A 24,164-nucleotide genomic window follows, 5' to 3' on the forward strand; every position below is an offset into this window, starting at 1 on the left:
CCCGATCGCTGATTCGTCAGCGACCGGACCACAATAGAATCCGACCCCCAGGTGCACAAGCCGGCGGATTCTGGCTTGGCTGTAGGCAATGGCGCAAGGATTTGTAGCCTTGAGACCGTGTCTGCTGGTGTCTTGTAAACAGCTTCGTTTAAATCGAAAAAAATGCGCCGCATTCGAAGGCCTCTTCGCGAGCAGGCTCGCTCCCACAGGGGCCGTATTCCAAATGTCCGATTGGGAATGCATGTCAAACTGTGGGAGCGAGCCTGCTCGCGAAGGGGCCAGCCCAATCAGCCGATAAATCCCAAGTAAAACCGCTCTATTTCATTCCCCGGCAAAAGTTGGAAAGCTTCTTGCAATAGCCGCCCTGCGCCCGTTCGGGGCGTCAAAAGTTTGCTTTAAAGGAACGGGGAAAACCGGTGGATCGCACTCAGTTATTCAATACAGCACGCACCAACGTTGCCGACCTCAGTCGAGGCAATCTGGGCGTGCCGTTGTTGCTGCTGGTCATGCTGGCGATGATGATGTTGCCGGTGCCGCCGTTCCTGCTCGACGTCTTCTTTACCTTCAACATTGCCCTGTCCATCGTCGTCCTGCTGGTCTGCGTGTATGCGCTGCGGCCGCTGGATTTCGCCGTGTTCCCGACCATTCTGCTGGTGGCGACGCTGCTGCGGCTGGCCTTGAACGTGGCCTCGACGCGGGTGGTGATGCTCCACGGTCAGGACGGCCATGCCGCGGCTGGTAAGGTGATTCAGGCCTTTGGTGAGGTGGTGATCGGCGGTAACTACGTGGTCGGTATCGTGGTCTTCGCTATCCTCATGATCATCAACTTCGTCGTGGTGACCAAGGGTGCCGGGCGGATTTCCGAGGTGAGCGCGCGCTTCACCCTCGATGCGATGCCCGGCAAACAAATGGCGATCGACGCCGACCTCAACGCCGGCCTGATCGACCAGAACCAGGCCAAGTCGCGCCGTCAGGAAGTCGCCCAAGAGGCCGAGTTCTACGGTTCGATGGACGGTGCCAGCAAGTTCGTCCGCGGTGACGCCATCGCCGGCCTGCTGATTCTGTTCATCAACCTCATTGGCGGCATGGCGGTTGGTATCTTCCAGCACGGCATGAGCTTCGGCGACGCGGGCAAGGTTTACGCTTTGCTGACCATCGGTGACGGTTTAGTGGCGCAATTGCCATCACTGTTGTTATCTACAGCAGCGGCGATCATGGTGACCCGTGCTTCCGGCTCGGAAGACATGGGCAAGCAGATCAACCGCCAGATGTTCGCCTCGCCGAAAGCGCTGGCCGTGGCCGCTGGTTTGATGGCGGTGATGGGTCTGGTGCCGGGCATGCCGCACTTCTCCTTCCTGAGCATGGCCGCGCTGGCCGCAGGCGGCGCGTACCTGTTCTGGAAGAAGCAGAACGTCGCCAAGGTCGTGGCGCTGGAAGAGGTCAAGCGTCAGCAGGAACTGCTGCCGTCGCCGGCCCGCGCCATGGAAACCAAAGAGCTGGGCTGGGACGACGTTACGCCGATCGACATGATCGGCCTGGAAGTCGGCTATCGCCTGATCCCGCTGGTAGACCGCAATCAGGGTGGGCAATTGCTCGCGCGGATCAAGGGCGTGCGCAAGAAGCTCTCGCAGGATCTGGGCTTCCTGATGCCGACCGTGCACATCCGCGACAACCTCGATCTGGCGCCGAGCGCGTATCGCCTGACCCTGATGGGCGTGATCCTCGCCGAGGCCGAGATTTATCCGGATCGCGAACTGGCGATCAACCCGGGGCAGGTGTACGGCTCGCTCAACGGGATCAACGCCAAAGATCCGGCTTTCGGCCTGGAAGCGGTGTGGATCGAAATCAGCCAGCGTGCGCAGGCGCAATCGCTCGGCTACACCGTGGTCGACGCCAGCACCGTGGTCGCCACCCACTTGAACCAGATTCTGTACAAGCACTCCAGTGAGCTGATCGGCCACGAGGAAGTGCAGCAACTCATGCAATTGCTGGCCAAGAGCTCGCCGAAACTGGCGGAAGAGCTGGTGCCGGGCGTGGTTTCGCTGTCGCAGTTGCTCAAAGTTCTGCAAGCGCTGCTCGCCGAGCACGTGCCGGTGCGCGACATCCGCAGCATCGCCGAAGCGATCGCGAACAACGCCGCGAAGAGTCAAGATACCGCCGCGCTGGTCGCCGCTGTGCGGGTCGGCGTATCCCGTGCAATCGTCCAAAGCATTGTAGGCACTGAGTCCGAGCTGCCTGTAATCACATTGGAACCAAGGTTGGAACAGATATTGCTCAATAGTCTGCAGAAGGCAGGACAAGGCTCGGAAGAGGGCGTTCTGCTGGAGCCGAGCATGGCCGAGAAGCTGCAACGTTCGTTGATCGAAGCGGCCCAGCGTCAGGAAATGCAAGGCCAACCGGTGATCCTGCTGGTAGCAGGCCCGATTCGCGCGATGCTCTCGCGTTTCGGCCGCCTCGCAGTGCCAGGGCTGCATGTACTGGCCTACCAGGAAGTACCGGACAACAAGCAAGTGACCATCGTTGCGACAGTAGGGCCCAACGGCTGAGGTAGTGGTTTATGCAAGTTAAGCGTTTTTTCGCCGCCGATATGCGTCAGGCCATGAAGCTGGTTCGCGATGAGCTGGGCGCTGATGCCGCCATCATCGGCAACCGCCGCATCGCCGGCGGCGTCGAGTTGACGGCGGCTCTGGATTACAAATTGTCGGCGCTGGCGCCACGGGTTCCGAACATGGAGCTCGAAGACGAGCTGCGCAAGACCCAGTCGCGCATCGTCACCGCCCAGGCCGAACTGAGCCTGCGTGGCGAAGCCGACGGCAACACCAATCAGCAATTGTTTGCCGGGCTGCCATTGACCGCAGGCCTGCCGCTGACCGCTGCCGAGCCGCTGAGCGAGCCGACCTACGCCGCACCGACGCGTCCGGCCGCAGCACCTGCGCAGGCCTCCGCGGGTGTCGATCCGCGTGCACTGGATTCGATGCGTTTTGAATTGAACAGCCTCCGCGAGCTGATGGAAGTGCAGCTCGGCACCCTGGCCTGGAATCAGCTGCAAGGCAGCCGTCCGGCCCAGGCCAATCTGTATCGCCGTCTGCAGCGCATCGGCCTGTCCGGCCCGCTGTCGCGCGACCTGTTGGCGATGATCACCGATATCGAAGAACCCCGTCAGGCCTGGCGCATGCTGCTGGCGCACTTGGCGCGGATGATTGCCGTACCGGAAGTCGAGCCGCTGGAAGAGGGCGGTGTGATTGCCATGGTCGGCCCCGCCGGCATGGGCAAGACCACCACGCTGGCCAAGCTCGCCGCGCGTTACGTGCTCAAGTACGGCGCGCAGAACGTCGCGCTGGTGAGCATGGACAGCTTCCGCATCGGCGCGCAGGAACAACTGAAAACCCTCGGGCGCATCCTCAACGTGCCGGTAACGCACGTCGATCCGGGTCAGTCGCTGGTGCAGGCATTGGATCCACTGCTACGCAAACGCGTGGTTTTGATCGATACTGCCGGGCTGCAAGCCAGTGATCCGGCGTTGCGCATGCAGCTTGAGAGCCTGGCCGGGCGTGGCATTCGCTCAAAAAATTATCTGGTCCTGGCAACCACCAGCCAGAAACAGGTTCTAACCGCCGCTTACCACAGTTACAAGCGTTGCGGGCTGGCCGGCTGCATCCTGACTAAACTGGATGAAACGGCCAGTCTCGGCGAAGTGTTGAGCCTGGCGATCAGTCATGAATTGCCGGTCGCGTACCTGACCGATGGCCCACGGATTCCGGATGATCTGCATCTGCCGCGTCGTCATCAACTGGTCAGCCGCGCCGTCAGCGTGCAAATGCAGGAAGAACCCAGCGAAGAAGCCATGGCTGACATGTTCGCTGATATCTATCACAGCCCGACCAAGCAGGTTGGCTGAGGTAATCATGAACAGTTTTTGTACCTACATCGATGGTCTGCCACGCATTGTTCCGATCAGGAACGCGCAGCCAGTAATGTGGCCTCCGTCTATGCAAGACAAGGTAAAGAAATAACATGGGCAGCATGCATCCCGTACAGGTGATCGCGGTGACCGGCGGCAAAGGTGGCGTCGGCAAGACTAACGTGTCAGTGAACTTGTCGCTGGCGCTGGCAGAGCTTGGCCGTCGGGTCATGCTGCTGGACGCCGACCTGGGCCTGGCGAACGTCGACGTTCTGCTGGGGCTGACACCCAAGCGCACACTGGCCGACGTTATCGAAGGCCGTTGCGAACTGCGCGACGTGCTGTTGCAAGGCCCGGGCGGGATTCGCATCGTGCCGGCGGCCTCCGGCACGCAGAGCATGGTGCACCTGAGCCCGGCGCAGCACGCCGGCCTGATCCAGGCGTTCAGCGACATCGGCGACAATCTCGACGTGCTGGTGATCGACACCGCTGCGGGTATTGGTGACTCGGTAGTCAGTTTCGTTCGTGCCGCCCAGGAAGTGTTGCTGGTGGTCTGCGACGAGCCGACTTCGATCACCGACGCTTACGCGCTGATCAAGTTGCTCAACCGCGACTACGGCATGAACCGCTTCCGCGTGCTGGCCAACATGGCGCAGAGCCCGCAGGAAGGGCGCAACCTGTTCGCCAAGTTGACCAAGGTCACGGATCGCTTCCTCGACGTCGCCCTACAATACGTCGGCGCCGTGCCCTACGACGAAAGCGTGCGCAAAGCGGTGCAGAAGCAGCGCGCCGTCTACGAAGCCTTTCCCCGTTCCAAGTGCGCGCTGGCCTTCAAGGCCATCGCCCAGAAGGTCGACACCTGGCCGCTGCCCGCCAACCCGCGCGGGCATCTGGAATTTTTCGTCGAGCGTCTCGTGCAGCAAACCGCAGGGCCTGTGATATGACCGCCAGTGGCATGAATCTTTACAAAAAGTCGGCGCGTGACGCGCAATACGAATTGATCGAGCGCTACGCGCCGCTGGTCAAGCGCATTGCCTATCACTTGCTGGCGCGCCTGCCGGCCAGCGTGCAGGTCGAAGACCTGATCCAGGCCGGGATGATCGGTTTGCTCGAAGTCTCGACCAAATACGACGCCAGCAAAGGCGCCAGTTTCGAAACGTACGCGGGCATTCGAATCCGCGGCGCGATGCTCGATGAAGTGCGCAAAGGGGATTGGGCGCCACGCTCGGTTCACCGTAATACCAGGATGGTCAGCGACGCGATTCGCTCGATTGAAGCTAAAACCGGCCGTGACGCTAAAGATCACGAGGTTGCGGCCGAACTCCAATTGAGTCTCGACGATTACTACGGGATTCTGAATGACACCTTGGGCAGTCGCCTGTTCAGTTTCGACGACCTGTTGCAGGACGGCGAACACGAAGGGCTGCACGAGGATGGCGCCAGTGCTCACATGGAGCCGTCACGCGATCTGGAAGACGAACGCTTCCAGGCGGCGCTGGCGGACGCGATTGCCAATTTGCCGGAGCGTGAGCGACTGGTGTTGGCGCTGTACTACGACGAAGAGCTGAACCTCAAGGAAATCGGTGAAGTCCTTGGCGTCAGTGAATCGCGGGTCAGCCAGTTACACAGCCAGTGCGCGGCCCGTCTGCGGGGGCGTTTGGGGGAGTGGCGAGCGCGCTGAAGGCAGTGTGGGGACACTGCGAAACGAGGCTGGTGCGGTGATGAACGGCGCCGGTCTCGATCCGTTGTGCTCCAGACAAACTTCGAGTGCTATGCCGATTGATTGAAGTGGCGCGTCCAGGTGCTGGGCGCGTTTAAGACTGCTTGGAGGTCGAATTGAACAAAGACATGAAAATCCTCATCGTTGATGACTTCTCAACGATGCGGCGGATCATCAAGAACCTGCTGCGCGATCTTGGGTTCACCAACACCGTCGAGGCCGACGATGGCGTAACCGCCATTCCGGTGCTCAACAGCGGCAGCATCGACTTTCTGGTAACGGACTGGAACATGCCGGGCATGACCGGTATCGACCTGCTGCGTCACGTGCGCGCCGATGAAAAACTCAAGCACCTCCCGGTGTTGATGGTGACTGCTGAAGCCAAGCGCGAGCAGATCATCGAGGCCGCTCAGGCCGGTGTGAACGGTTACGTAGTCAAACCTTTCACGGCTCAAGCGTTGAAAGACAAAATCGAGAAGATTTTCGAACGCATCGGCTGATGAATGCGCGGGGGAGCTATGGAGCATAACGAATCATCACAGGGCGATTTCGAATCGACCCTGAAAAAACACGCGGTCGAACTGGTCGAGAGCCTTGAAAAAGGCAAGTTCGGCGACGCGGTGCAACTGATCCATGAGCTCAATCAGACCCGTGACCGCGGCCTGTATCAGGAAGTGGGCAAGCTCACACGTGAACTGCACAGTGCGATCGTCAATTTCCAGATCGATCCGCACATGCCGCAGGCCGAGGAAGTGTCGCAAATCACCGACGCCACCGAACGCCTGGGCTATGTGGTCAAGCTGACGGAAGCCGCGGCCAACCGCACCATGGATCTGGTGGAAAGCGCCACGCCGGTGGTCAACAGTCTGGCTGATGAAGCGCAGACGTTGAGCGCCGATTGGGGCCGCTTCATGCGTCGCGAGGTCGGGGCTGAAGAGTTCCGCGAACTGGCGCGCCGGGTCGACGGTTTTCTGTCACGCAGCAGCACGGACAACCGTGCGGTGTCGAGCAACCTCAACGACATCCTGCTGGCTCAGGATTACCAGGACCTCACAGGTCAAGTGATCAAGCGTGTGACCCAACTGGTCACCGAAGTCGAAAGCAATCTGCTCAAACTCGTGCTCATGGCCAGTCAGGTCGACCGCTTTGCGGGCATCGAACATGACCGCGCCGCAATGCTTGCTGAAAAAGATCCACAAAAACATCTCTCGCAGGGTGAAGGTCCGCAGATTCATGCCGATAAACGAGAAGACGTTGTGTCCGGTCAGGACGATGTGGACGATTTGTTATCCAGCCTTGGATTCTAGAGTTTCGGAATTCGGGTTTTTTGGGTTTTTAGACCTGTAGGAGCACCCCATTAATGAGCTTCGGCGCCGATGAAGAGATCCTTCAGGATTTCCTGGTTGAGGCCGGCGAAATTCTTGAGCAACTGTCCGAACAACTGGTCGAGCTGGAAAGCCGCCCGGATGATGCAGATCTGCTCAATGCAATTTTTCGCGGTTTCCACACTGTAAAAGGGGGCGCCGGCTTCCTTCAGCTCAATGAGCTGGTGGAGTGCTGTCACATCGCCGAAAACGTGTTCGACATCCTGCGCAAGGGTGAGCGTCGCGTTGATGCAGAACTGATGGACGTGGTGCTCGAAGCACTGGACGCGGTGAACAGCATGTTCAGCGAAGTCCGTGAGCGTGCACCGATCACCGCTGCCACGCCGGAGCTGCTGGCCGCGCTGGCGCGTCTGGCCGAACCGCAATCGGCGGATGAAGCCCCGGCTTCGCCGGTTGCCGAGATGATCGAAGAACTGGTCGTTGAAAGCGACTCCTCGGACGACATCACCGATAACGAATTCGAACAACTGCTGGACTCGCTGAACGCCGTCAAGGCCCAGGCTGAGGCCCCGGCCGCTGCTGTGGCGCCCGCGCCGGTTGCCGACACGGCGGCCAGCGATGAAATCACCGACGCCGAGTTTGAATCGCTGCTCGATCAACTGCATGGCAAAGGCCAGTTTGCTGTCGATGCGGTCGCTCCGGCGGCACCAGCAGCGCCGGCTGCTCCGGCCGCGCCTGCTGCGGGTGACAGCTCGGACATTACCGACGACGAATTCGAAGCCTTGCTCGATCAGTTGCACGGCAAGGGCAACTTCGCCGTTGACGCGCTGGAATCGGCCATCGCTTCCGCCCCGTCAGCACCTGCTGCACCGGCAGCCGCTGCGGCCGGCAGTGACCTGATCAGCGATCACGAATTCGAATCGCTGCTCGACGAATTGCACGGCAAAGGCAAGTTTGACGCCAGCGCTGCGACTGCCGGCTCCGCGTCGAGCGTCGCCACGCCAGCGGCGAAAGCTCCGGCTGCCGCCGCTGCGCCGAAGCCTGCCGCCAAGCCTGAACCGAAAGCCGAGGCGCCGAAACCGGCCGCCGCTGCTGCACCGGCTCCGGCCCGCGCGCCAGCTGCTGCCCCGGCAGAAAAACCGGCCAGCGAAGCGGAAACCACCGTGCGCGTCGACACCGCGCGGCTCGACGAGATCATGAACATGGTCGGCGAGCTGGTGCTGGTGCGTAACCGTCTGGTGCGTCTGGGCCTCAACAGCGGCGACGAAGCCATGTCCAAGGCTGTGTCGAACCTCGACGTGGTCACCGCTGACCTGCAGACCGCCGTGATGAAAACGCGGATGCAGCCGATCAAGAAGGTCTTCGGGCGCTTCCCGCGTCTGGTTCGCGACCTCGCACGTCAGCTCAAGAAAGAGATCAACCTGGAACTGGTGGGCGAAGAAACCGACCTCGACAAAAACCTTGTCGAGGCTCTGGCCGACCCGCTGGTCCACTTGGTGCGCAACGCCGTCGACCACGGCATCGAGTCGCCGGAAGAACGCGAAGCATCGGGCAAGGCCCGTGGCGGTCGCGTGGTGCTGGCGGCCGAGCAGGAAGGCGACCATATCCTGTTGTCGATCTCCGACGACGGCAAAGGCATGGACCCGAATGTCCTGCGTTCGATCGCGGTAAAACGCGGTGTGATGGACAAGGACGCCGCCGATCGCTTGAGCGATACCGAGTGCTACAACCTGATTTTCGCTCCGGGTTTCTCGACCAAGACCGAGATCTCCGACGTGTCCGGCCGTGGTGTCGGCATGGACGTGGTGAAGACCAAGATTTCCCAGCTCAACGGTTCGATCAACATCTACTCGACCAAGGGCCAGGGTTCGAAGATCGTCATCAAGGTGCCGCTGACCCTGGCGATCATGCCGACGCTGATGGTCATGCTCGGCAATCAGGCGTTCGCGTTCCCGCTGGTCAACGTCAACGAAATCTTCCACCTCGACCTGTCGACCACCAACGTCGTCGACGGTCAGGAAGTGGTGATCGTACGCGACAAGGCGCTGCCATTGTTCTACCTCAAGCGCTGGCTGGTCAGCTCCGCCGCTCACGAAGAGCAGCGCGAAGGCCATGTGGTGATTCTTTCGGTGGGCACTCAGCGGATCGGCTTCGTCGTCGATCAGCTGGTCGGCCAGGAAGAAGTGGTCATCAAGCCATTGGGCAAAATGCTCCAGGGAACTCCGGGCATGTCCGGCGCCACCATCACCGGTGACGGCCGCATTGCGCTGATTCTCGATGTTCCAAGCATGCTCAAGCGTTACGCCACAAAGCGTATTTGAATCCGGGGCGGCGGCGCGATGACGCGCCGCTGCACCTAATGGAGTGTTTATGGCAGTCAAAGTCCTGGTGGTGGACGATTCGGGTTTTTTCCGCCGCCGCGTCTCGGAAATTCTTTCGGCGGATCCGAGCATCCAGGTGGTCGGCACGGCCACCAACGGTAAAGAGGCGATCGATCAGGCCATGGCTCTCAAGCCTGACGTGATCACCATGGACTACGAGATGCCAATGATGGACGGCATCACGGCAGTGCGGCACATCATGCAACGCTGCCCGACCCCGGTGTTGATGTTCTCCTCGCTTACGCATGAAGGCGCGCGGGTAACCCTCGATGCGCTGGACGCCGGCGCGGTGGATTTCCTGCCGAAGAATTTCGAAGACATCTCGCGCAACCCCGAGAAGGTCAAGCAACTGCTGTGCGAGAAAGTCCACAGCATCTCGCGCAGCAATCGTCGTTTCAGTGCCTACAGCGCGCCGGCTCCCGCCGCTGCGCCAGCGCCAACGCCTGCTCCGGCAGCGTCGAGCTACGGCAGCCACACGAGCCACAGCAGCCCTGTCCCGGCACGTCCGGCACCTGCGCCAGCGCCTGCCCGTGCAACCGCTGCCAGCGCTTCGTCGCCGGCACCGAAACGCAAACCCTACAAACTGGTTGCCATCGGCACCTCGACGGGCGGCCCGGTCGCGCTGCAACGTGTACTGACGCAGTTGCCGGCGAACTTCCCGGCGCCGATCGTGCTGATCCAGCATATGCCGGCGGCGTTCACCAAAGCGTTTGCCGAACGTCTCGACAAGCTCTGCCGTATCAGCGTCAAGGAAGCCGAGGATGGCGACATCCTGCGTCCGGGCCTGGCGCTGCTGGCGCCGGGTGGCAAGCAGATGATGATCGACGGCCGTGGCGCGGTGAAGATTTTGCCAGGTGACGAGCGTCTGAATTACAAGCCGTGCGTGGATATCACTTTCGGTTCTGCAGCCAAGTCCTACGGCGACAAAGTTCTGGCAGTGGTGCTGACCGGCATGGGCGCCGACGGCCGCGAAGGCGCGCGTCTGCTCAAGCAGGGCGGCAGTTCGGTGTGGGCGCAGGACGAAGCAAGCTGCGTGATCTACGGCATGCCCATGGCCATCGTCAAAGCCGATCTGGCTGACGCGGTGTACGGTCTGGACGACATCGGCAAGCACATCGTCGAGGCGTGTATCTGATGGATGTTCTCAGCCTAATCGGCCTCATCATGGCGTTCGTCGCCATCATCGGCGGCAACTACCTTGAAGGCGGTCACCTCGGCGCGCTGGCCAACGGCCCGGCGGCGTTGATCGTACTGGGCGGCACGGTCGGTGCTGCGCTGCTGCAATCGCCGATGAGTGCGTTCAAGCGCGCCATGCAGATTCTCGGCTGGATCTTCTTTCCGCCGCGTGTCGACCTGGCCGGCGGCATCGACCGTGTGGTCAATTGGAGCCTGACGGCGCGCAAGGAGGGCTTGCTCGGCCTCGAAGGCGTGGCCGACGCCGAGCCTGACAGCTATTCGCGCAAGGGTCTGCAATTGCTGGTCGACGGCGCCGAGCCGGAAGCCATTCGCAGCATTCTCGAAGTGGATTTCTACACTCAGGAATCCCGTGATATCGAAGCGGCCAAGGTGTTCGAAAGCATGGGCGGCTACGCACCGACCATTGGCATCATCGGTGCGGTGATGGGCCTGATTCACGTGATGGGCAACCTCGCCGATCCGTCGCAGTTGGGTAACGGGATTGCCGTGGCGTTCGTCGCGACCATCTATGGCGTGGCCAGTGCCAACCTGATCCTCTTGCCGGTCGCGGCCAAGCTCAAGTCCATCGCGTTGCGGCAGTCGCGTTATCGCGAAATGTTGCTGGAAGGAATTCTGTCGATCGCCGAAGGTGAAAACCCTCGTTCCATTGAGTTGAAGCTGCAAGGCTTCATGGACTAAGGGAATAACCTCATGGCTCGTCGTCGCCACCAGGAAGAACACGTCAATCACGAGCGCTGGCTCGTGTCCTACGCGGATTTCATCACTTTGCTGTTCGCGTTTTTCGTGGTGATGTACTCGATCTCGTCGATCAACGAAGGCAAATACAAAGTCATTTCCGAAGCGCTGATCGGCGTGTTTACCGACTCCGACCGCTCGCTCAAACCGATTCCGATCGGCGACGAACGACCGAAAACCGTGACCCCGGCCAAGCCGCTGGTCAAGGATGCCGAACAGGTCGACGCCGGTATATCCGGGGCCAGCGATCCGCTGAAAAGCATCGCCGATGACATCAGTGCCGCCTTCGGTGATTTGATCAGCTCCAACCAGATGACCGTGCGCGGTAACGAGTTGTGGGTCGAGATCGAGCTCAATTCCAGCCTGTTGTTTGGCAGCGGCGACGCCATGCCGAGCGACATCGCGTTCAACATCATCGACAAGGTCGCGGCGATCCTCAAACCGTTCGACAACCCGATCCACGTCGAAGGCTTCACCGACGATCAACCGATCCGCACCGCGCAGTACCCGACCAACTGGGAACTGTCCTCGGCGCGCTCGGCGAGCATCGTGCGGATGCTCGCCATGCAGGGCGTAAACCCTGGGCGACTGGCGTCGGTGGGCTACGGCGAATTTCAGCCAGTGGCGAACAACGCCACGGTGGAAGGTCGGGCAAAGAACCGCCGCGTGGTACTGGTGGTGTCGCGCAATCTTGATGTGCGCCGCAGCCTGACGGGCACCGGAACCGCCAATGCGCAACCGGATGCGGCGTTGAAGCGCGCTGGCACACAAACTGCACCGACCCCGGTCAAGACGCCGGGACGCGAGAGTGCCGTCAATTCTCCGTCGCCCGCATTAACACGCTGAAGCATGTCTCGGCCAGCCGATCTGGCCGGGAGGAACGAACTGAATGAGAGTCTGGGCAGTCGCCAATCAAAAGGGTGGTGTCGGTAAAACCACATCCTCCATCGCTCTAGCCGGGTTGCTGGCCGAGGCGGGCAAGCGCGTGGTTGTGGTCGATCTCGACCCGCACGGCTCGATGACCAGCTATTTCGGCTACGACCCCGACAGCCTGGAGCACAGCAACTACGATCTGTTTCTGCACAAGGGCAGCGTGCCGCAAGGCCTGCCGGGGCAGTTGCTGTTGTCGACCAGCGACGAGCGCATTTCCCTGCTGCCATCGAGCACCGCACTGGCCACCCTTGAGCGGCAGTCGCCGGGGCAGAGTGGCTTGGGCCTGGTGATCGCCAAGAGTCTGGCGCAATTGTGGCAGGACTTCGATTACGCAATTATCGACAGCCCGCCATTGCTCGGTGTGCTGATGGTCAACGCCCTCGCGGCGAGCCAGCAATTGGTGATCCCGGTGCAGACCGAGCACTTGGCGGTGAAAGGTCTGGAGCGCATGGTCAACACCCTGGCGATGATCAATCGCTCGCGCAAACAGCCGTTGCCGTTCAGCATCGTGCCGACTTTGTTCGACCGTCGCACGCAGGCGTCGATGGGCACCTTGCGTGTGCTGCGTGACAAATTTCCCGACGACATCTGGCACGGCTACATCCCGGTCGATACCCGTCTGCGCGACGCCAGCCGGGCGGGCGTCACGCCTTCGCAATTCGACGGCAAGAGCCGTGGCGTGCTGGCCTACCGCGCGCTGCTCAAGCACCTGCTCGCGCAGCAACTTGTTCCGCAGGTGGCCTGAGATGATTTCGATCTGCTTGCCCGAACCTTGTGGGAGCGAGCCTGCTCGCGAAGCAGACAACGCGGTTTCCCTGTCAGGCGCTGATCACCGATGAACCGCCCAGTGAAACTCACGTCACGTCCGCAACAGGCCTTGCAGTCCTATCTGGAAGACCTGCTGCTCGACCTGCCCGAGGACTTGCCTGCGCCGGTCGAAGCGCTGCCGCCAGTCGTCGAACCGGCGCAGCCTGAAGTGGTGGAAAGCACCGAGGCCATGGACGAGTTCCAGGCAGCGGTGCTGGAAGAGCAGGCCCGTGACGCGCAGAAATCCGTCGCTCCGATTGCCACGCCTGCTGCTGCCCCCGTGGCCAAAGCACCGGTGGCGCTGATCGACGAACCGCGCGCGCCGCTGTCGACACTGGCGCCGCTGCTGCAAACGCAATTATTGACCGTGCCGGAACCCGAGCCGGAGCCTGAACACGCGCCGCCAGTGGCGGAACCGCAGGTGCTGGTCCCGCCGCTGGTCGAAGTGCACCTGCCGCCGAACAACCCGCCGCCACCGGTCGAACCCAATGGCCGTCCGGCCTGGGCTGCCGAAGCCTTCGAATGCTTGCTGTTCGACGTTGCCGGGCTGACCCTGGCGGTGCCGCTGGTGTGCCTCGGCTCGATCTATTCGCTGGCCGGCCACGAGCTGACGCCGCTGTTTGGCCAGCCGGAGTGGTTCCTCGGGATTCTGCCGAGCCAGGCTGGCAACCTGAAAGTTCTGGACACCGCGCGCTGGGTCATGCCGGATCGCTATCGCGATGACTTCCGTCAGGGCCTGCAATACGTGATTTCGGTTCAAGGTTACGAGTGGGGGCTGGCGGTGCATCAGGTCAGCCGCTCGTTGCGCCTGGACCCGAATGAAATCAAATGGAGAAGTCACCGGGGTCAGCGGCCATGGCTCGCCGGCACCGTGATCGAGCACATGTGTGCATTGCTTGACGTATCCGCACTGGCCGAGTTGATCGCCAGCGGCGGGGCAAAGCACTTGAGTGGCAACAAGCCGCTACATAAACCGACATAGCAGCCGACATAACAATCAGGCGATGGCATTTTCCAATGCCACCACACAGAACACACACCGCCCGGGGCGGTTTTTTCGAGGGGTCAGGGTATGAGTAGTCAGGCGTCGAATGCAAAAGGTTCTGAAGATCCGATCCTGCAATGGGTGACCTTCAAACTGGATAACGAAACCTACGGCATCAACGTGATGCGCGTGCAGGAAGTGCTGCGCTACACCGAGATCGCGCCGGTGCCGGGTGCACCGAGCTACGTACTGGGCATCATCAACCTGCGCGGCAACGTGGTCACCGTGATCGACACCCGTCAGCGCTTCGGCCTGCACAGCGGCGAGATCAGCGACAACACCCGTATCGTCATCATCGAAGCTGACAAGCAAGTCGTCGGCATCATGGTCGACAGCGTGGCCGAAGTGGTTTACCTGCGTCAGTCGGAAATCGAAACCGCACCGAACGTCGGTAACGAAGAATCGGCCAAGTTCATTCAGGGCGTGTGCAACAAGAACAACGAGCTGCTGATTCTGGTCGAGCTGGACAAGATGATGAGCGAAGAAGAATGGTCGGAACTGGAGAGCATCTGATTTGATTCTCGAGGTTGCGGTAATTGTTCTGTTCCTGTTCTGGGCCGGCACGCTGGCGATGTTCGTCTCGTACATCAAGGCGCAGCGAGTAATCGCTGCGCAGCAGGCCCAGGGCGATGCGCTGCGTGATCAGCGCATCAAGGAACTGGCCAAACGCGTCGACGACTACCAGAACGGCAACGTGCGCATGGGCGAAGCCCTGCACGAGTTGCGCGCGGTGGTGAGCCCGTTGCCGGACAAGATCGTTGCACTGGAACAACGCGACCCGTCGAGCCTGTCATTCGCCCAGGCGGCGAAACTGGTGGGAATGGGCGCCAGCGTCGATGAACTGACTCAGTCGTGCGGCTTGACCCAGGCTGAGGCAGAGTTGATGCGCAAGTTGCACAAGGGCAGCTAGGAGCTTCAGGCTTCAAGCAGCAAGCAAGATCAAAAGCGCTATTCGCGAGCAGGCTCGCTGCCACATTTGATCACGGTCGAATGTGGGAGCGAGCCTGCTCGCGAAGGCGTCTTCGAAACCTCAATAATCATCCCCGCGTGCGGTGATGTCCTTCTCGACCATCGGCGCGTTCGGGTCCTGTCCCTCGGGGAATTTGCCTTTCAGGTTCCAGGCAAACGCGATGATCTCGGCGATGGTGCGATAGAGCTCTTCGGGGATGCTGTCGCCCAGTTCCATCCGCGCCAGCAGGCGCACCAGTTCAGGGTTCTCGTAGATCGGCACTTCGTAATCGCGAGCGATACGCAGGATTTCTTCGGCCAGTTCTTCGTCGCCCTTGGCGGTGAGGGTCGGGGCGTGGTTGCCGTCATATTTGAGGGCGATGGCCTGGCGTGGGGCAGTGGAATCGTTCATGCGGTTTCGTCGACCCAGCGGTGTTCGAGGCGGGTTTGGTTGCCTTGCGGCGGGGTGCCGTGGTGGCAGTCGAGGTCGCCGACGTTGAGCCCGGAATCGAGCAAGCGCTGGCGCAAGGCAAACAGATTGTTTTCGATCAGGTCAGCGGTGTACGGACGCTCGGCCCACAGCTGACTGGACAGGCTGCCGGCGATCAATTGCGCCTGAATCTGCATTGGCCCGAGCGGTTCCAGATCGAAGGCCAGATCGACGCGCCACAGTTGCTGTTTGGCTTCGCGCTCATCGCGGCGCTCGTGGGGCTGCGGCTCGCGCTCCGGCGCTTCTTCACGCTGGAATTTGACCTGCAACGGCACGATGTCTTGCAGGTTGCGCATGGGGATTTCCAGCTGCCAGGTGCTGAGCAGGCGGCCATCGTCGGTGACGCCGGTCTGTTCCAGGCTCGACAACTGATGGCTTTGCAGACGCGACACCGCAGCGGCGGCGAGGCGCAGCAGTTGTTCGAGATCGCCGTCGCCTTCGAGTTTCGCCAGCAGTCGTTCGGGCAACGGGAAGCTGCTGGGCACCGGTTTGGCGCTGACCTGGCCGAGGGTGCCGAGGGCGTTCCGGACGAAACTCGGCAGCGCTTGCGCCAGGGTATTGGCGGCGATGATCGCATTGAAATTGGTGTTGCTCGGCAGGCCCGGAGTCAGTTGCGCGATCAGCTTGAGCAGGTCGGCTTTCATGTCCGGGGCGAGAGTCGGGTTTTGTCCGCCGAGCAATTTCGCTTCGAGGAACGCGCCGCTGTTGGCCAAGGCCAGCGCCACGCCTTTGGCGGTGCTCATTTGCTGCAGGTCCGGCAGGCTGGCAAGCAACTTGTCGACCACCGCGCGCAGATCGGCCGAGGTCTGGTCAGTGGCCGGCGGCAGATTTTGCAACATCTTCAGCAGACCATCGAGCGAGCCCTGGCGACTTTGCTGACCGAGCAATTGCTGACTGACCGCCAGTTGTTCCTGACGGTTGCTCAGCGGCACGAATTTAAGGGTCTGCGCGTCCTGCACCTGCGCCGACAACAACGTGCCGATGCGCAGCGGCTGCGGGCTGTCGACGGTCAAGGTGCTGCCGCTCAATGCGGTGTTGACCAGGGTGACCATCGAGCGAAATACCGCCGCTTGCCCCGGCGTCTGCGGCAGGGCTTGCGAGGTCACGACTTTGCCTTGCAGCAAGGTGCCGGCGGGCAATTGCGCGGTATCGATGCGGGTCAGGGTGGCGACGCTGCTGGCGATCGCTTGCTGTACGGTGATCGCCAGATTGCCGGCCGATGGCTGAGTGATCGCCAGGTTGGTGCCCTGTGGCAACGGCAGGTTGCTGCTGGCCTGCACGGTGGTCTGACGGCCGCTGTCGAGGGTCACCTTGAGCAGCAATTCAAAGGTCTGATCAGCCTGCTTGAGCGACAACACCTCGGCCTTGGCGCTTTGCCCCGCGCCGATCAAGCCTTCGACCGGCGTCAGCAGCTTGAGCAGTTCACCCGTCTGCGGGCGAGCGCTCGCCGGCACGGTGGGCGGCAGCGGGAGGATGTTCATTTCGCCTGTCATACGCGGACACAACCTGAGGAAATTGCGCTCTTGAGAGTAAGGCACGGCATGTATAATGCCGCGCGTCGTGCGCTTCGTTCAAAAAACCTGGCAATTGTTTGATCCAGCTCGCCAGATCGAGCGATCAAAGCATCTATGCTGCATCTCTTTAACGGCCGCTCCAGAGCCGACTTGAACCGTATAAGGCCCGTGATCCCTTGACCAGTCCTGTCATGCAAACCGTTGCCCTGGCGTGTGAACGCGATCTCAGGCTGCTTTTCGAAAACCTCGAATTGCGTCTGGCCAGTGGCGACATGGTGCAGATCAGCGGCCCCAACGGCAGCGGCAAGACCAGTCTTTTACGTCTGCTCGCCGGTTTGATGCAACCCACCGATGGCCAGGTGCTGCTCAACGGTCAGCCGCTGACCGAGCAACGCAGCGAACTGGCGCGAAACCTGTTGTGGATCGGCCACGCCGCCGGGATCAAGGATCTGCTCACTCCCGAAGAAAACCTGTCGTGGCTGTGCGCCCTGCATCATCCCGCCGAACGCGAGGCGATCTGGCAGGCGCTGGCAGCGGTAGGATTGCGCGGTTTCGAAGACGTTCCCTGCCACAGTCTTTCCGCCGGCCAACAGCGCCGTGTGGCACTGGCGCGGTTGTATCTGGACAGCCCGCCGTTGTGGATACTCGACGAACCTTTCACCGCGCTGGACAAGCAGGGTGTCGGTCAGTTGGAAGAGCATCTGGCCGGCCACTGCGAACGCGGCGGTCTGGTGGTGCTGACCACCCACCACACCCTGAGCCGCATGCCGGCCGGTTATCGCGACATCGATCTGGGGAAATGGGCGGTATGAGTGTCTTCGGCCTGCTGCTTGCCCGCGAATCGCGACTGCTGTTCCGCCGCCCGGCGGAGCTGGCCAATCCGCTGATTTTCTTTGCCATCGTCATTGCCCTTTTCCCGCTGGCCGTCGGCCCGGAAACTCAAGTCTTGCAAAACCTGTCCCCGGGGTTAGTCTGGGTGGCGGCGCTGTTGTCGGTCCTGCTTTCGCTGGACGGATTGTTTCGCAGTGATTTTGAAGATGGCTCGCTGGAGCAGTGGGTCCTTTCGTCGCACCCGCTGCCGCTTCTGGTCCTGGCCAAGGTGCTGGCACACTGGCTGTTCTCCGGTCTGGCACTGGTGCTGCTGTCGCCGTTGCTGGCGTTGATGCTCGGCTTGCCCGCTGCGTGTCTGCCGGTGCTGCTGCTGTCGTTGCTGCTGGGAACGCCGGTGTTGAGTCTGCTCGGTGCAGTCGGCGCAGCGCTGACCGTCGGTCTAAAGCGCGGCGGCCTGTTGCTGGCGCTGCTGATTCTGCCGTTGTACATCCCGGTGTTGATCCTTGGCAGCGGCGCGTTGCAAGCGGCGCTGCAAGGCATGCCGGCGACCGGATACCTGTTGTGGATGGCCAGCCTCACAGCGCTGGCGATCACCCTGACACCCTTTGCAATAGCCGCTGGCCTGAAGATCAGCGTCGGCGAATAATAATGAGGCCTGGTCAAAAATTGACCACTTCTATCAGAAGAAAGGCATGACCCTCTGCCAGCTCGCGATGATGAGCGGCAACCGTGATGGAAACAGTATGAACTGGACCTGGTTTCACAAGCTCGGCTCGCCCAAGTGGTTCTACGGCATCAGCGGCAAGTTCCTGCCGTGGTTGAGCATTGCAGCGTTGCTGCTGATCGGCGTTGGCGTGATCTGGGGCCTGGCGTTCGCGCCGCCGGATTACCAGCAAGGCAACAGCTTTCGCATCATCTATATCCACGTGCCAGCGGCGATGCTCGCCCAGTCGATCTACGTGATGCTCGCGGTGTGCGGCGTGGTCGGGCTGGTGTGGAAAATGAAGCTGGCCGACGTTGCCCTGCAATGCGCCGCACCGATAGGTGCGTGGATGACTGCCGTGGCGCTGGTCACCGGGGCCATCTGGGGCAAGCCGACCTGGGGCTCGTGGTGGGTTTGGGATGCGCGCCTGACCTCGATGCTGATTCTGCTGTTTCTGTATTTCGGCGTGATCGCGCTGGGCAATGCCATCAGCAACCGCGACAGCGCCGCCAAGGCCTGCGGGGTGCTGGCAATTGTTGGTGTGATCAACATTCCGATTATCAAATACTCGGTGGAGTGGTGGAACACCCTGCATCAGGGCGCGACTTTCACCCTCACGGAAAAACCGGCGATGCCCGCGGAAATGTGGCTGCCGCTGCTGCTGACGGTGCTGGGTTTCTACTGCTTCTTCGGCGCCGTGCTGTTGCTGCGCATGCGTCTGGAAGTACTCAAGCGCGAAGCCCGCGCCAGTTGGGTGAAGACCGAAGTGCAGCAGAGTCTGGAGGCGGCGCGATGAGTTTTGCTTCATTCGGCGATTTTCTCGCCATGGGCCATCACGGCCTGTATGTCTGGTCGGCCTACGGCATCTGCCTGGCGGTGCTGGCCCTCAACGTGGTGGCGCCGATTGCGGCGCGCAAGCGTTATCTGCAACAAGAGGCGCGTCGTCTGCGCCGGGAGAACGGCAAGTGAATGCGCTGCGCAAAAAACGTCTGATCATCATTCTGGCGATTCTGGTCGGAGTGGGCGCTGCTGTCGGCCTGGCCCTGAGCGCGTTGCAGGAAAACATCAATCTGTTTTACACACCGACGCAGATCGCCAACGGCGAAGCGCCGCAGGACACGCGCATCCGCGCCGGCGGCATGGTCGAGGCCGGTTCGCTGCAACGCTCCAAGGATTCGCTGGACGTCAAATTCGTCGTCACCGACTTCAACAAATCCGTGACCATCGCCTATCGCGGCATCCTCCCGGATCTGTTCCGCGAAGGGCAGGGCATCGTCGCCCTCGGCAAGCTCAACGCCGATGGCGTGGTGGTCGCCGATGAAGTGCTGGCCAAGCATGACGAGAAATACATGCCGCCGGAAGTGACCAAAGCGCTGAAGGACAGCGGTCAATCCGCGCCGACGCCTGTGAAGGAGGGTTGATCGATGGCCGCCGCACTGTTTATTCCTGAGCTGGGCCATCTGGCGATGATCCTCGCGCTGTGTTTTGCACTCGTCCAAGCGCTGGTGCCGATGCTCGGCGCGTGGCGCGGCGACCGCTTGTGGATGAGCCTGGCGCAACCAGCGGCGTGGGGCCAGTTTGCCTTTCTGCTGTTTGCCTTTGGCTGCCTGACCTATGCGTTCATGACCGACGATTTCTCGGTCGGCTACGTGGCGATGAACTCCAACAGCGCGCTGCCGTGGTACTACAAATTCAGCGCGGTGTGGGGCGCCCACGAAGGTTCCCTGCTGCTGTGGGCGTTGATCCTCGGCGGCTGGACCTTCGCCGTTTCGGTGTTCTCCCGGCAGTTGCCGCAAGTCATGCTCGCCCGCGTCCTGGCGGTGATGGGCATGATCAGCACCGGTTTCCTGCTGTTCCTGATTCTTACCTCGAACCCGTTTTCGCGGATCCTGCCGCAGATTCCCGCCGACGGTCGCGACCTCAACCCGTTGCTGCAAGACATCGGCCTGATCGTGCATCCGCCAATGCTGTACATGGGTTACGTCGGTTTCTCGGTAGCGTTCGCGTTCGCTATCGCCGCGCTGCTCGGCGGGCGTCTCGATGCGGCGTGGGCGCGCTGGTCGCGGCCATGGACCATCGTCGCCTGGGCCTTCCTCGGTATCGGCATCACCCTCGGGTCGTGGTGGGCGTATTACGAACTCGGCTGGGGCGGCTGGTGGTTCTGGGACCCGGTGGAAAACGCCTCGTTCATGCCGTGGCTGGTCGGCACCGCGTTGATTCACTCGCTGGCCGTTACCGAAAAGCGTGGCGTGTTCAAGAGCTGGACGGTGTTGCTGGCGATCGCCGCGTTCTCGTTGAGCCTGCTCGGCACCTTCCTCGTACGCTCGGGCGTGCTGACGTCGGTGCACGCGTTCGCCTCGGATCCTGAGCGCGGCGTGTTCATCCTGATTTTCCTGCTGTTCGTGGTGGGCGGTTCGCTGACGCTGTTTGCGCTGCGTGCACCGGTGGTGAAAAGCCAGGTCGGGTTCAATCTTTGGTCACGGGAAACCTTGCTGCTGGGCAACAACCTGGTGCTGGTTGTCGCTGCATCGATGATCCTCCTTGGCACCTTGTATCCGCTGATTCTTGATGCCATCAGTGGCGCCAAGCTGTCGGTCGGCCCGCCTTACTTCAATGCGTTGTTCATTCCGTTGATGGCGTTGCTGATGCTGGTCATGGCGATCGGCGTGATCGTGCGCTGGAAGGACACGCCAGTGAAATGGCTGGCGAGCATGCTCACTCCGGTGCTGCTCGGCAGCGTCGCATTGGCCGTGGTGGCCGGCGTGGCTTATGGCGATTTCAACTGGGCAGTGATCGCGACGTTCCTGCTGGCGGCGTGGGTGTTGCTCGCCGGCGTGCGCGATCTGTTCGACAAGACTCGCCACAAAGGCCTGATCAAAGGTTTGCCGACGCTGACCCGCAGCTATTGGGGCATGCAGATCGCTCACCTGGGCATCGCCGTGTGCGCGCTGGGCGTAGTGTTGTCGAGCCAGAACAGTGCCGAGCGCGACCTGCGTCTGGCGCCGGGCGAGTCGATGGACCTGGCGGGCTATCAGTTCGTCTTCGAAGGCGCCAAGCATTTCGAAGGGCCGAATTTCACCTCGGACAAAGGCACCATCCGCGTCATTCGTGACGGCGAGGAAATCAGCGTGCTGCACCCGGAAAAGCGTCTGTACACCGTACAGAACTCGGTGATGACCGAAGCCGGCATCGATGCCGGTTTCACCCGCGATCTCTACGTCGCCCTCGGTGAACCGCTGGATAACGGCGCCTGGGCCGTGCGCGTACACGTCAAACCGTTCGTGCGCTGGATCTGGTTCGGCGGCTTGCTCACCGGATTGGGTGGTTTGCTGGCGGCGCTGGATCGGCGTTATCGGGTCAAGGTGAAAAGCAAAGTGCGCGAAGCGCTGGGCATGACGGGAGCGGCGGCATGAGGCGTTGGTTGATGTTGTTGCCGTTGGCGATTTTTCTGCTGGTGGCAGTGTTTCTTTATCGCGGGCTGTATCTGGATCCGGCGGAGCTTCCGTCGGCGATGATCGACAAGCCGTTCCCGGAGTTTTCCCTGCCGAGTGTGCAGGGTGACAAGACGCTGACCAAGGCCGACATCCTCGGCAAACCGGCGCTGGTCAATGTCTGGGGCACCTGGTGCATTTCTTGCCGCGTAGAGCATCCGGTGCTGAACAAACTCGCCGAGCGCGGCGTGGTGATCTACGGCATCAACTACAAGGACACCAACGCTGATGCCTTGAAGTGGCTGGCGGAATTCCACAATCCATATGCGCTGGATATTCGTGACGACGAGGGTTCGCTGGGCTTGAATCTTGGTGTCTACGGCGCGCCGGAAACCTTCTTTATCGACGCCAAAGGCATCATCCGCGACAAGTTCGTCGGGGTGATCGACGAGCAGGTCTGGCGCGAAAAACTCGCGGCCAAGTATCAGGCGCTGGTCGATGAGGCCAAGCCATGAAGCGTTTTCTCGCAGCGGTGGTGCTGGGTTTGAGCATGGCAGGTGTCGCCCACGCGGCCATCGACACCTACGAATTTGCCAACGAGGGCGACCGCGAGCGTTTCCGCGAACTGACCAAGGAACTGCGCTGCCCCAAATGCCAGAACCAGGACATCGCCGACTCCAACGCACCGATTGCCGCCGACCTGCGCAAAGAGATTTTCCGCATGCTCGGCGAGGGCAAGGACAATCAGCAGATCATCGACTTCATGGTCGATCGCTACGGTGATTTCGTCCGCTACAAACCGGCGCTCAATGCCAAGACCGCGCTGCTGTGGTTCGGCCCGGCCGGGCTGCTGCTCGGTGGATTCGTGGTGATCGCGCTGATCGTGCGCAGGCGTCGCGGGCAACGCGCCGAAACGCCGTCATCGCTGTCTGCCGAAGAACGTCAGCGCCTCGACCAACTGTTGGATAAAAACCAAGAATGATTGATTTCTGGCTCGCCGCAGGGCTGTTGCTTCTGGTCGCCCTGAGTTTTCTGCTGATCCCGGTACTGCGCGAACGCCGCGCCCAGCGGGAAGAAGATCGCACCGCGTTGAACGTCGCGCTGTACCAGGAACGGGTGGCCGAGCTGCAAGCGCAGCAGGCCGAGGGCGTGCTCGACGCCGCGCAACTGGACAGCGGCCGCGCGGAAGCTGCGCGTGAACTGCTCGCCGACACCGAAGGCGCCGCCGCGCCGCGTGTTTCGCGTCTGGGTAAACCGTTGCCGCTGCTGGCCTCCGTGCTGGTACCGGTGCTGGGCCTCGGTCTGTACCTGCATTTCGGCGCCGCCGACAAGGTCGAACTGACCCGCGAATTCGCTCAGGCACCGCAGTCGATGGAAGAGATGACCCAGCGTCTGGAACGTGCGGTGGCCGCACAACCGGATTCCGCTGAAGGTCTGTATTTCCTCGGCCGTACCTACATGGCTCAGGACCGCCCGGCAGACGCGGCGAAGATGTTCGAGCGCGCCGCCAACCTCGCCGGTCGCCAGCCGGAACTGCTCGGCCAGTGGGCGCAGGCGCAGTATTTTGCTGACGGTAAAAAGTGGTCGGAGAAGATTCAGGCACTGACCGACGAAGCGCTGAAGGCCGATCCGAAGGAAGTCACCAGCCTCGGCCTGCTCGGCATCGCTGCGTTCGAAGGCGAGCGTTATCAGGAGGCCATCGACTACTGGAATCGCCTGCTCGCGCAACTGCCGCCGGATGACAACTCTCGCGCTGCGCTGCAAGGCGGCATCGAGCGTGCCGCCGAACGGCTGAAGGCAAGCGGTGGCCAGATTGCTCAGGCGCCGGCGCCGAAAGCTGCGTTACTGAAAGTCAGCGTGGATCTGGCCAGCGAACTCAAAGGCAAGGTGCAACCGGGCGACAGCGTGTTCATCTTCGCCCGCGCCACTTCTGGCCCACCGGCGCCGCTGGCGGCCAAACGCCTGACCGTGGCTGACCTGCCGGTGACCGTCGAACTGGGCGATGCCGACGCAATGATGCCGCAGTTGAAACTGTCCAACTTCCCTGAAGTCCAACTGGTTGCGCGCATCTCACGAGCCGGTCAACCGACCTCCGGTGAGTGGATCGGTCGCAGCGGCCCAGTGGCCAGCAGCACCACCGCGCCACAAAAACTGACTATCGACAGCCCGGACAAATAACCGGACCCAACAGGAAAGCACCGCC

The 24,164-nt window shown here is 61.5% G+C and carries 25 protein-coding genes; 23 read left to right on the forward strand and 2 right to left on the reverse strand.

Features of this window, described 5'->3' with window-relative positions:
- Positions 1 to 416: 416 nt before the first annotated feature.
- The 14 genes from flhA (at position 417) to KVG87_RS10680 (ending at position 14,954) form a co-directional block, all read left to right on the forward strand.
- The gene (gene flhA / locus KVG87_RS10615; RefSeq protein WP_016771062.1) at positions 417 to 2,546 is read left to right on the forward strand and encodes a flagellar biosynthesis protein FlhA; all 2,130 of its coding nucleotides are present in this window, start codon (positions 417 to 419) and stop codon (positions 2,544 to 2,546) included.
- A gap of 11 nt (positions 2,547 to 2,557) precedes the next feature.
- Positions 2,558 to 3,898, forward strand: coding sequence for a flagellar biosynthesis GTPase FlhF (flhF, locus tag KVG87_RS10620; RefSeq protein WP_024012117.1), 1,341 nt, complete (start codon positions 2,558 to 2,560; stop codon positions 3,896 to 3,898).
- Positions 3,899 to 4,014: 116 nt separating this feature from the next.
- Positions 4,015 to 4,845 (forward strand): flagellar synthesis regulator FleN, encoded by an 831-nt coding sequence (gene fleN, locus KVG87_RS10625; RefSeq protein ID WP_016771060.1) that lies wholly within the window; start codon positions 4,015 to 4,017, stop codon positions 4,843 to 4,845.
- A complete protein-coding gene (fliA, locus tag KVG87_RS10630; protein WP_016771059.1) occupies positions 4,842 to 5,582 on the forward strand; it encodes an RNA polymerase sigma factor FliA in 741 nt (246 codons plus the stop codon). Before fleN ends, fliA begins: the two co-directional genes overlap by 4 nt.
- Before the next feature lie 167 nt (positions 5,583 to 5,749).
- The gene (locus tag KVG87_RS10635) at positions 5,750 to 6,121 is read left to right on the forward strand and encodes a chemotaxis response regulator CheY (protein WP_161986607.1); all 372 of its coding nucleotides are present in this window, start codon (positions 5,750 to 5,752) and stop codon (positions 6,119 to 6,121) included.
- 18 nt (positions 6,122 to 6,139) lie between these two features.
- Complete coding sequence (locus tag KVG87_RS10640) at positions 6,140 to 6,928, forward strand: protein phosphatase CheZ (protein ID WP_016771058.1); 789 nt, start codon at positions 6,140 to 6,142, stop codon at positions 6,926 to 6,928.
- Between the two features lie 53 nt (positions 6,929 to 6,981).
- A complete protein-coding gene (locus tag KVG87_RS10645) occupies positions 6,982 to 9,267 on the forward strand; it encodes a chemotaxis protein CheA (protein WP_217850646.1) in 2,286 nt (761 codons plus the stop codon).
- 49 nt (positions 9,268 to 9,316) lie between these two features.
- Positions 9,317 to 10,462 (forward strand): protein-glutamate methylesterase/protein-glutamine glutaminase, encoded by a 1,146-nt coding sequence (locus tag KVG87_RS10650; RefSeq protein ID WP_217850648.1) that lies wholly within the window; start codon positions 9,317 to 9,319, stop codon positions 10,460 to 10,462.
- Positions 10,462 to 11,202 (forward strand): flagellar motor protein, encoded by a 741-nt coding sequence (locus KVG87_RS10655; RefSeq protein ID WP_016771055.1) that lies wholly within the window; start codon positions 10,462 to 10,464, stop codon positions 11,200 to 11,202. The genes KVG87_RS10650 and KVG87_RS10655 overlap by 1 nt, the downstream gene beginning before the upstream one ends.
- 12 nt (positions 11,203 to 11,214) lie before the next feature.
- Positions 11,215 to 12,105 (forward strand): flagellar motor protein MotD, encoded by an 891-nt coding sequence (gene motD, locus KVG87_RS10660; protein WP_016771054.1) that lies wholly within the window; start codon positions 11,215 to 11,217, stop codon positions 12,103 to 12,105.
- Between the two features lie 43 nt (positions 12,106 to 12,148).
- The gene (locus KVG87_RS10665) at positions 12,149 to 12,937 is read left to right on the forward strand and encodes a ParA family protein (RefSeq protein ID WP_024012121.1); all 789 of its coding nucleotides are present in this window, start codon (positions 12,149 to 12,151) and stop codon (positions 12,935 to 12,937) included.
- A 90-nt stretch (positions 12,938 to 13,027) separates the two neighbouring features.
- Entirely contained in the window at positions 13,028 to 13,981 is a 954-nt protein-coding gene (locus KVG87_RS10670; RefSeq protein WP_217850650.1) for a CheW domain-containing protein, read from the forward strand.
- Between the two features lie 90 nt (positions 13,982 to 14,071).
- On the forward strand, positions 14,072 to 14,557 hold the full coding sequence (locus KVG87_RS10675; RefSeq protein ID WP_016771050.1) for a chemotaxis protein CheW: 486 nt from the start codon (positions 14,072 to 14,074) through the stop codon (positions 14,555 to 14,557).
- Between the two features lies 1 nt (position 14,558).
- A complete protein-coding gene (locus KVG87_RS10680; protein WP_016771049.1) occupies positions 14,559 to 14,954 on the forward strand; it encodes a DUF2802 domain-containing protein in 396 nt (131 codons plus the stop codon).
- Positions 14,955 to 15,074: 120 nt separating this feature from the next.
- On the opposite strand, the gene KVG87_RS10685 is transcribed toward KVG87_RS10680, so the two are convergent.
- Positions 15,075 to 15,404 (reverse strand): EscU/YscU/HrcU family type III secretion system export apparatus switch protein, encoded by a 330-nt coding sequence (locus KVG87_RS10685; protein ID WP_016770586.1) that lies wholly within the window; start codon positions 15,402 to 15,404, stop codon positions 15,075 to 15,077.
- The gene (fliK, locus tag KVG87_RS10690; protein WP_076566628.1) at positions 15,401 to 16,975 is read right to left on the reverse strand and encodes a flagellar hook-length control protein FliK; all 1,575 of its coding nucleotides are present in this window, start codon (positions 16,973 to 16,975) and stop codon (positions 15,401 to 15,403) included. The genes KVG87_RS10685 and fliK overlap by 4 nt, the downstream gene beginning before the upstream one ends.
- 212 nt (positions 16,976 to 17,187) lie before the next feature.
- On the opposite strand from fliK, the gene ccmA reads away from it, so the two are divergent.
- The 9 genes from ccmA to ccmI all read left to right on the forward strand — a co-directional run bounded on the left by ccmA (position 17,188) and on the right by ccmI (position 24,139).
- A complete protein-coding gene (ccmA, locus tag KVG87_RS10695; RefSeq protein ID WP_217850651.1) occupies positions 17,188 to 17,808 on the forward strand; it encodes a cytochrome c biogenesis heme-transporting ATPase CcmA in 621 nt (206 codons plus the stop codon).
- A complete protein-coding gene (ccmB, locus tag KVG87_RS10700; protein ID WP_039763615.1) occupies positions 17,805 to 18,473 on the forward strand; it encodes a heme exporter protein CcmB in 669 nt (222 codons plus the stop codon). Before ccmA ends, ccmB begins: the two co-directional genes overlap by 4 nt.
- Positions 18,474 to 18,570: 97 nt before the next feature.
- Positions 18,571 to 19,326, forward strand: a complete 756-nt coding sequence (locus tag KVG87_RS10705; protein ID WP_217850652.1) for a heme ABC transporter permease — start codon at positions 18,571 to 18,573, stop codon at positions 19,324 to 19,326.
- Positions 19,323 to 19,499: a heme exporter protein CcmD gene (gene ccmD, locus KVG87_RS10710; protein WP_016771045.1), complete on the forward strand. Its 177-nt coding sequence runs from the start codon at positions 19,323 to 19,325 to the stop codon at positions 19,497 to 19,499. The genes KVG87_RS10705 and ccmD overlap by 4 nt, the downstream gene beginning before the upstream one ends.
- Positions 19,496 to 19,951: a cytochrome c maturation protein CcmE gene (gene ccmE, locus KVG87_RS10715; RefSeq protein ID WP_016771044.1), complete on the forward strand. Its 456-nt coding sequence runs from the start codon at positions 19,496 to 19,498 to the stop codon at positions 19,949 to 19,951. The genes ccmD and ccmE overlap by 4 nt, the downstream gene beginning before the upstream one ends.
- Before the next feature lie 3 nt (positions 19,952 to 19,954).
- Entirely contained in the window at positions 19,955 to 21,943 is a 1,989-nt protein-coding gene (locus KVG87_RS10720; RefSeq protein WP_056783848.1) for a heme lyase CcmF/NrfE family subunit, read from the forward strand.
- Complete coding sequence (locus tag KVG87_RS10725) at positions 21,940 to 22,476, forward strand: DsbE family thiol:disulfide interchange protein (protein WP_024012128.1); 537 nt, start codon at positions 21,940 to 21,942, stop codon at positions 22,474 to 22,476. Before KVG87_RS10720 ends, KVG87_RS10725 begins: the two co-directional genes overlap by 4 nt.
- Positions 22,473 to 22,943 (forward strand): cytochrome c-type biogenesis protein, encoded by a 471-nt coding sequence (locus tag KVG87_RS10730; RefSeq protein WP_217850653.1) that lies wholly within the window; start codon positions 22,473 to 22,475, stop codon positions 22,941 to 22,943. Before KVG87_RS10725 ends, KVG87_RS10730 begins: the two co-directional genes overlap by 4 nt.
- Positions 22,940 to 24,139 (forward strand): c-type cytochrome biogenesis protein CcmI, encoded by a 1,200-nt coding sequence (gene ccmI / locus KVG87_RS10735; RefSeq protein WP_217850654.1) that lies wholly within the window; start codon positions 22,940 to 22,942, stop codon positions 24,137 to 24,139. The genes KVG87_RS10730 and ccmI overlap by 4 nt, the downstream gene beginning before the upstream one ends.
- Positions 24,140 to 24,164 lie beyond the last annotated feature (25 nt).

It is taken from the genome of Pseudomonas siliginis (genome assembly GCF_019145195.1).
Classification (GTDB): domain Bacteria; phylum Pseudomonadota; class Gammaproteobacteria; order Pseudomonadales; family Pseudomonadaceae; genus Aquipseudomonas; species Aquipseudomonas siliginis.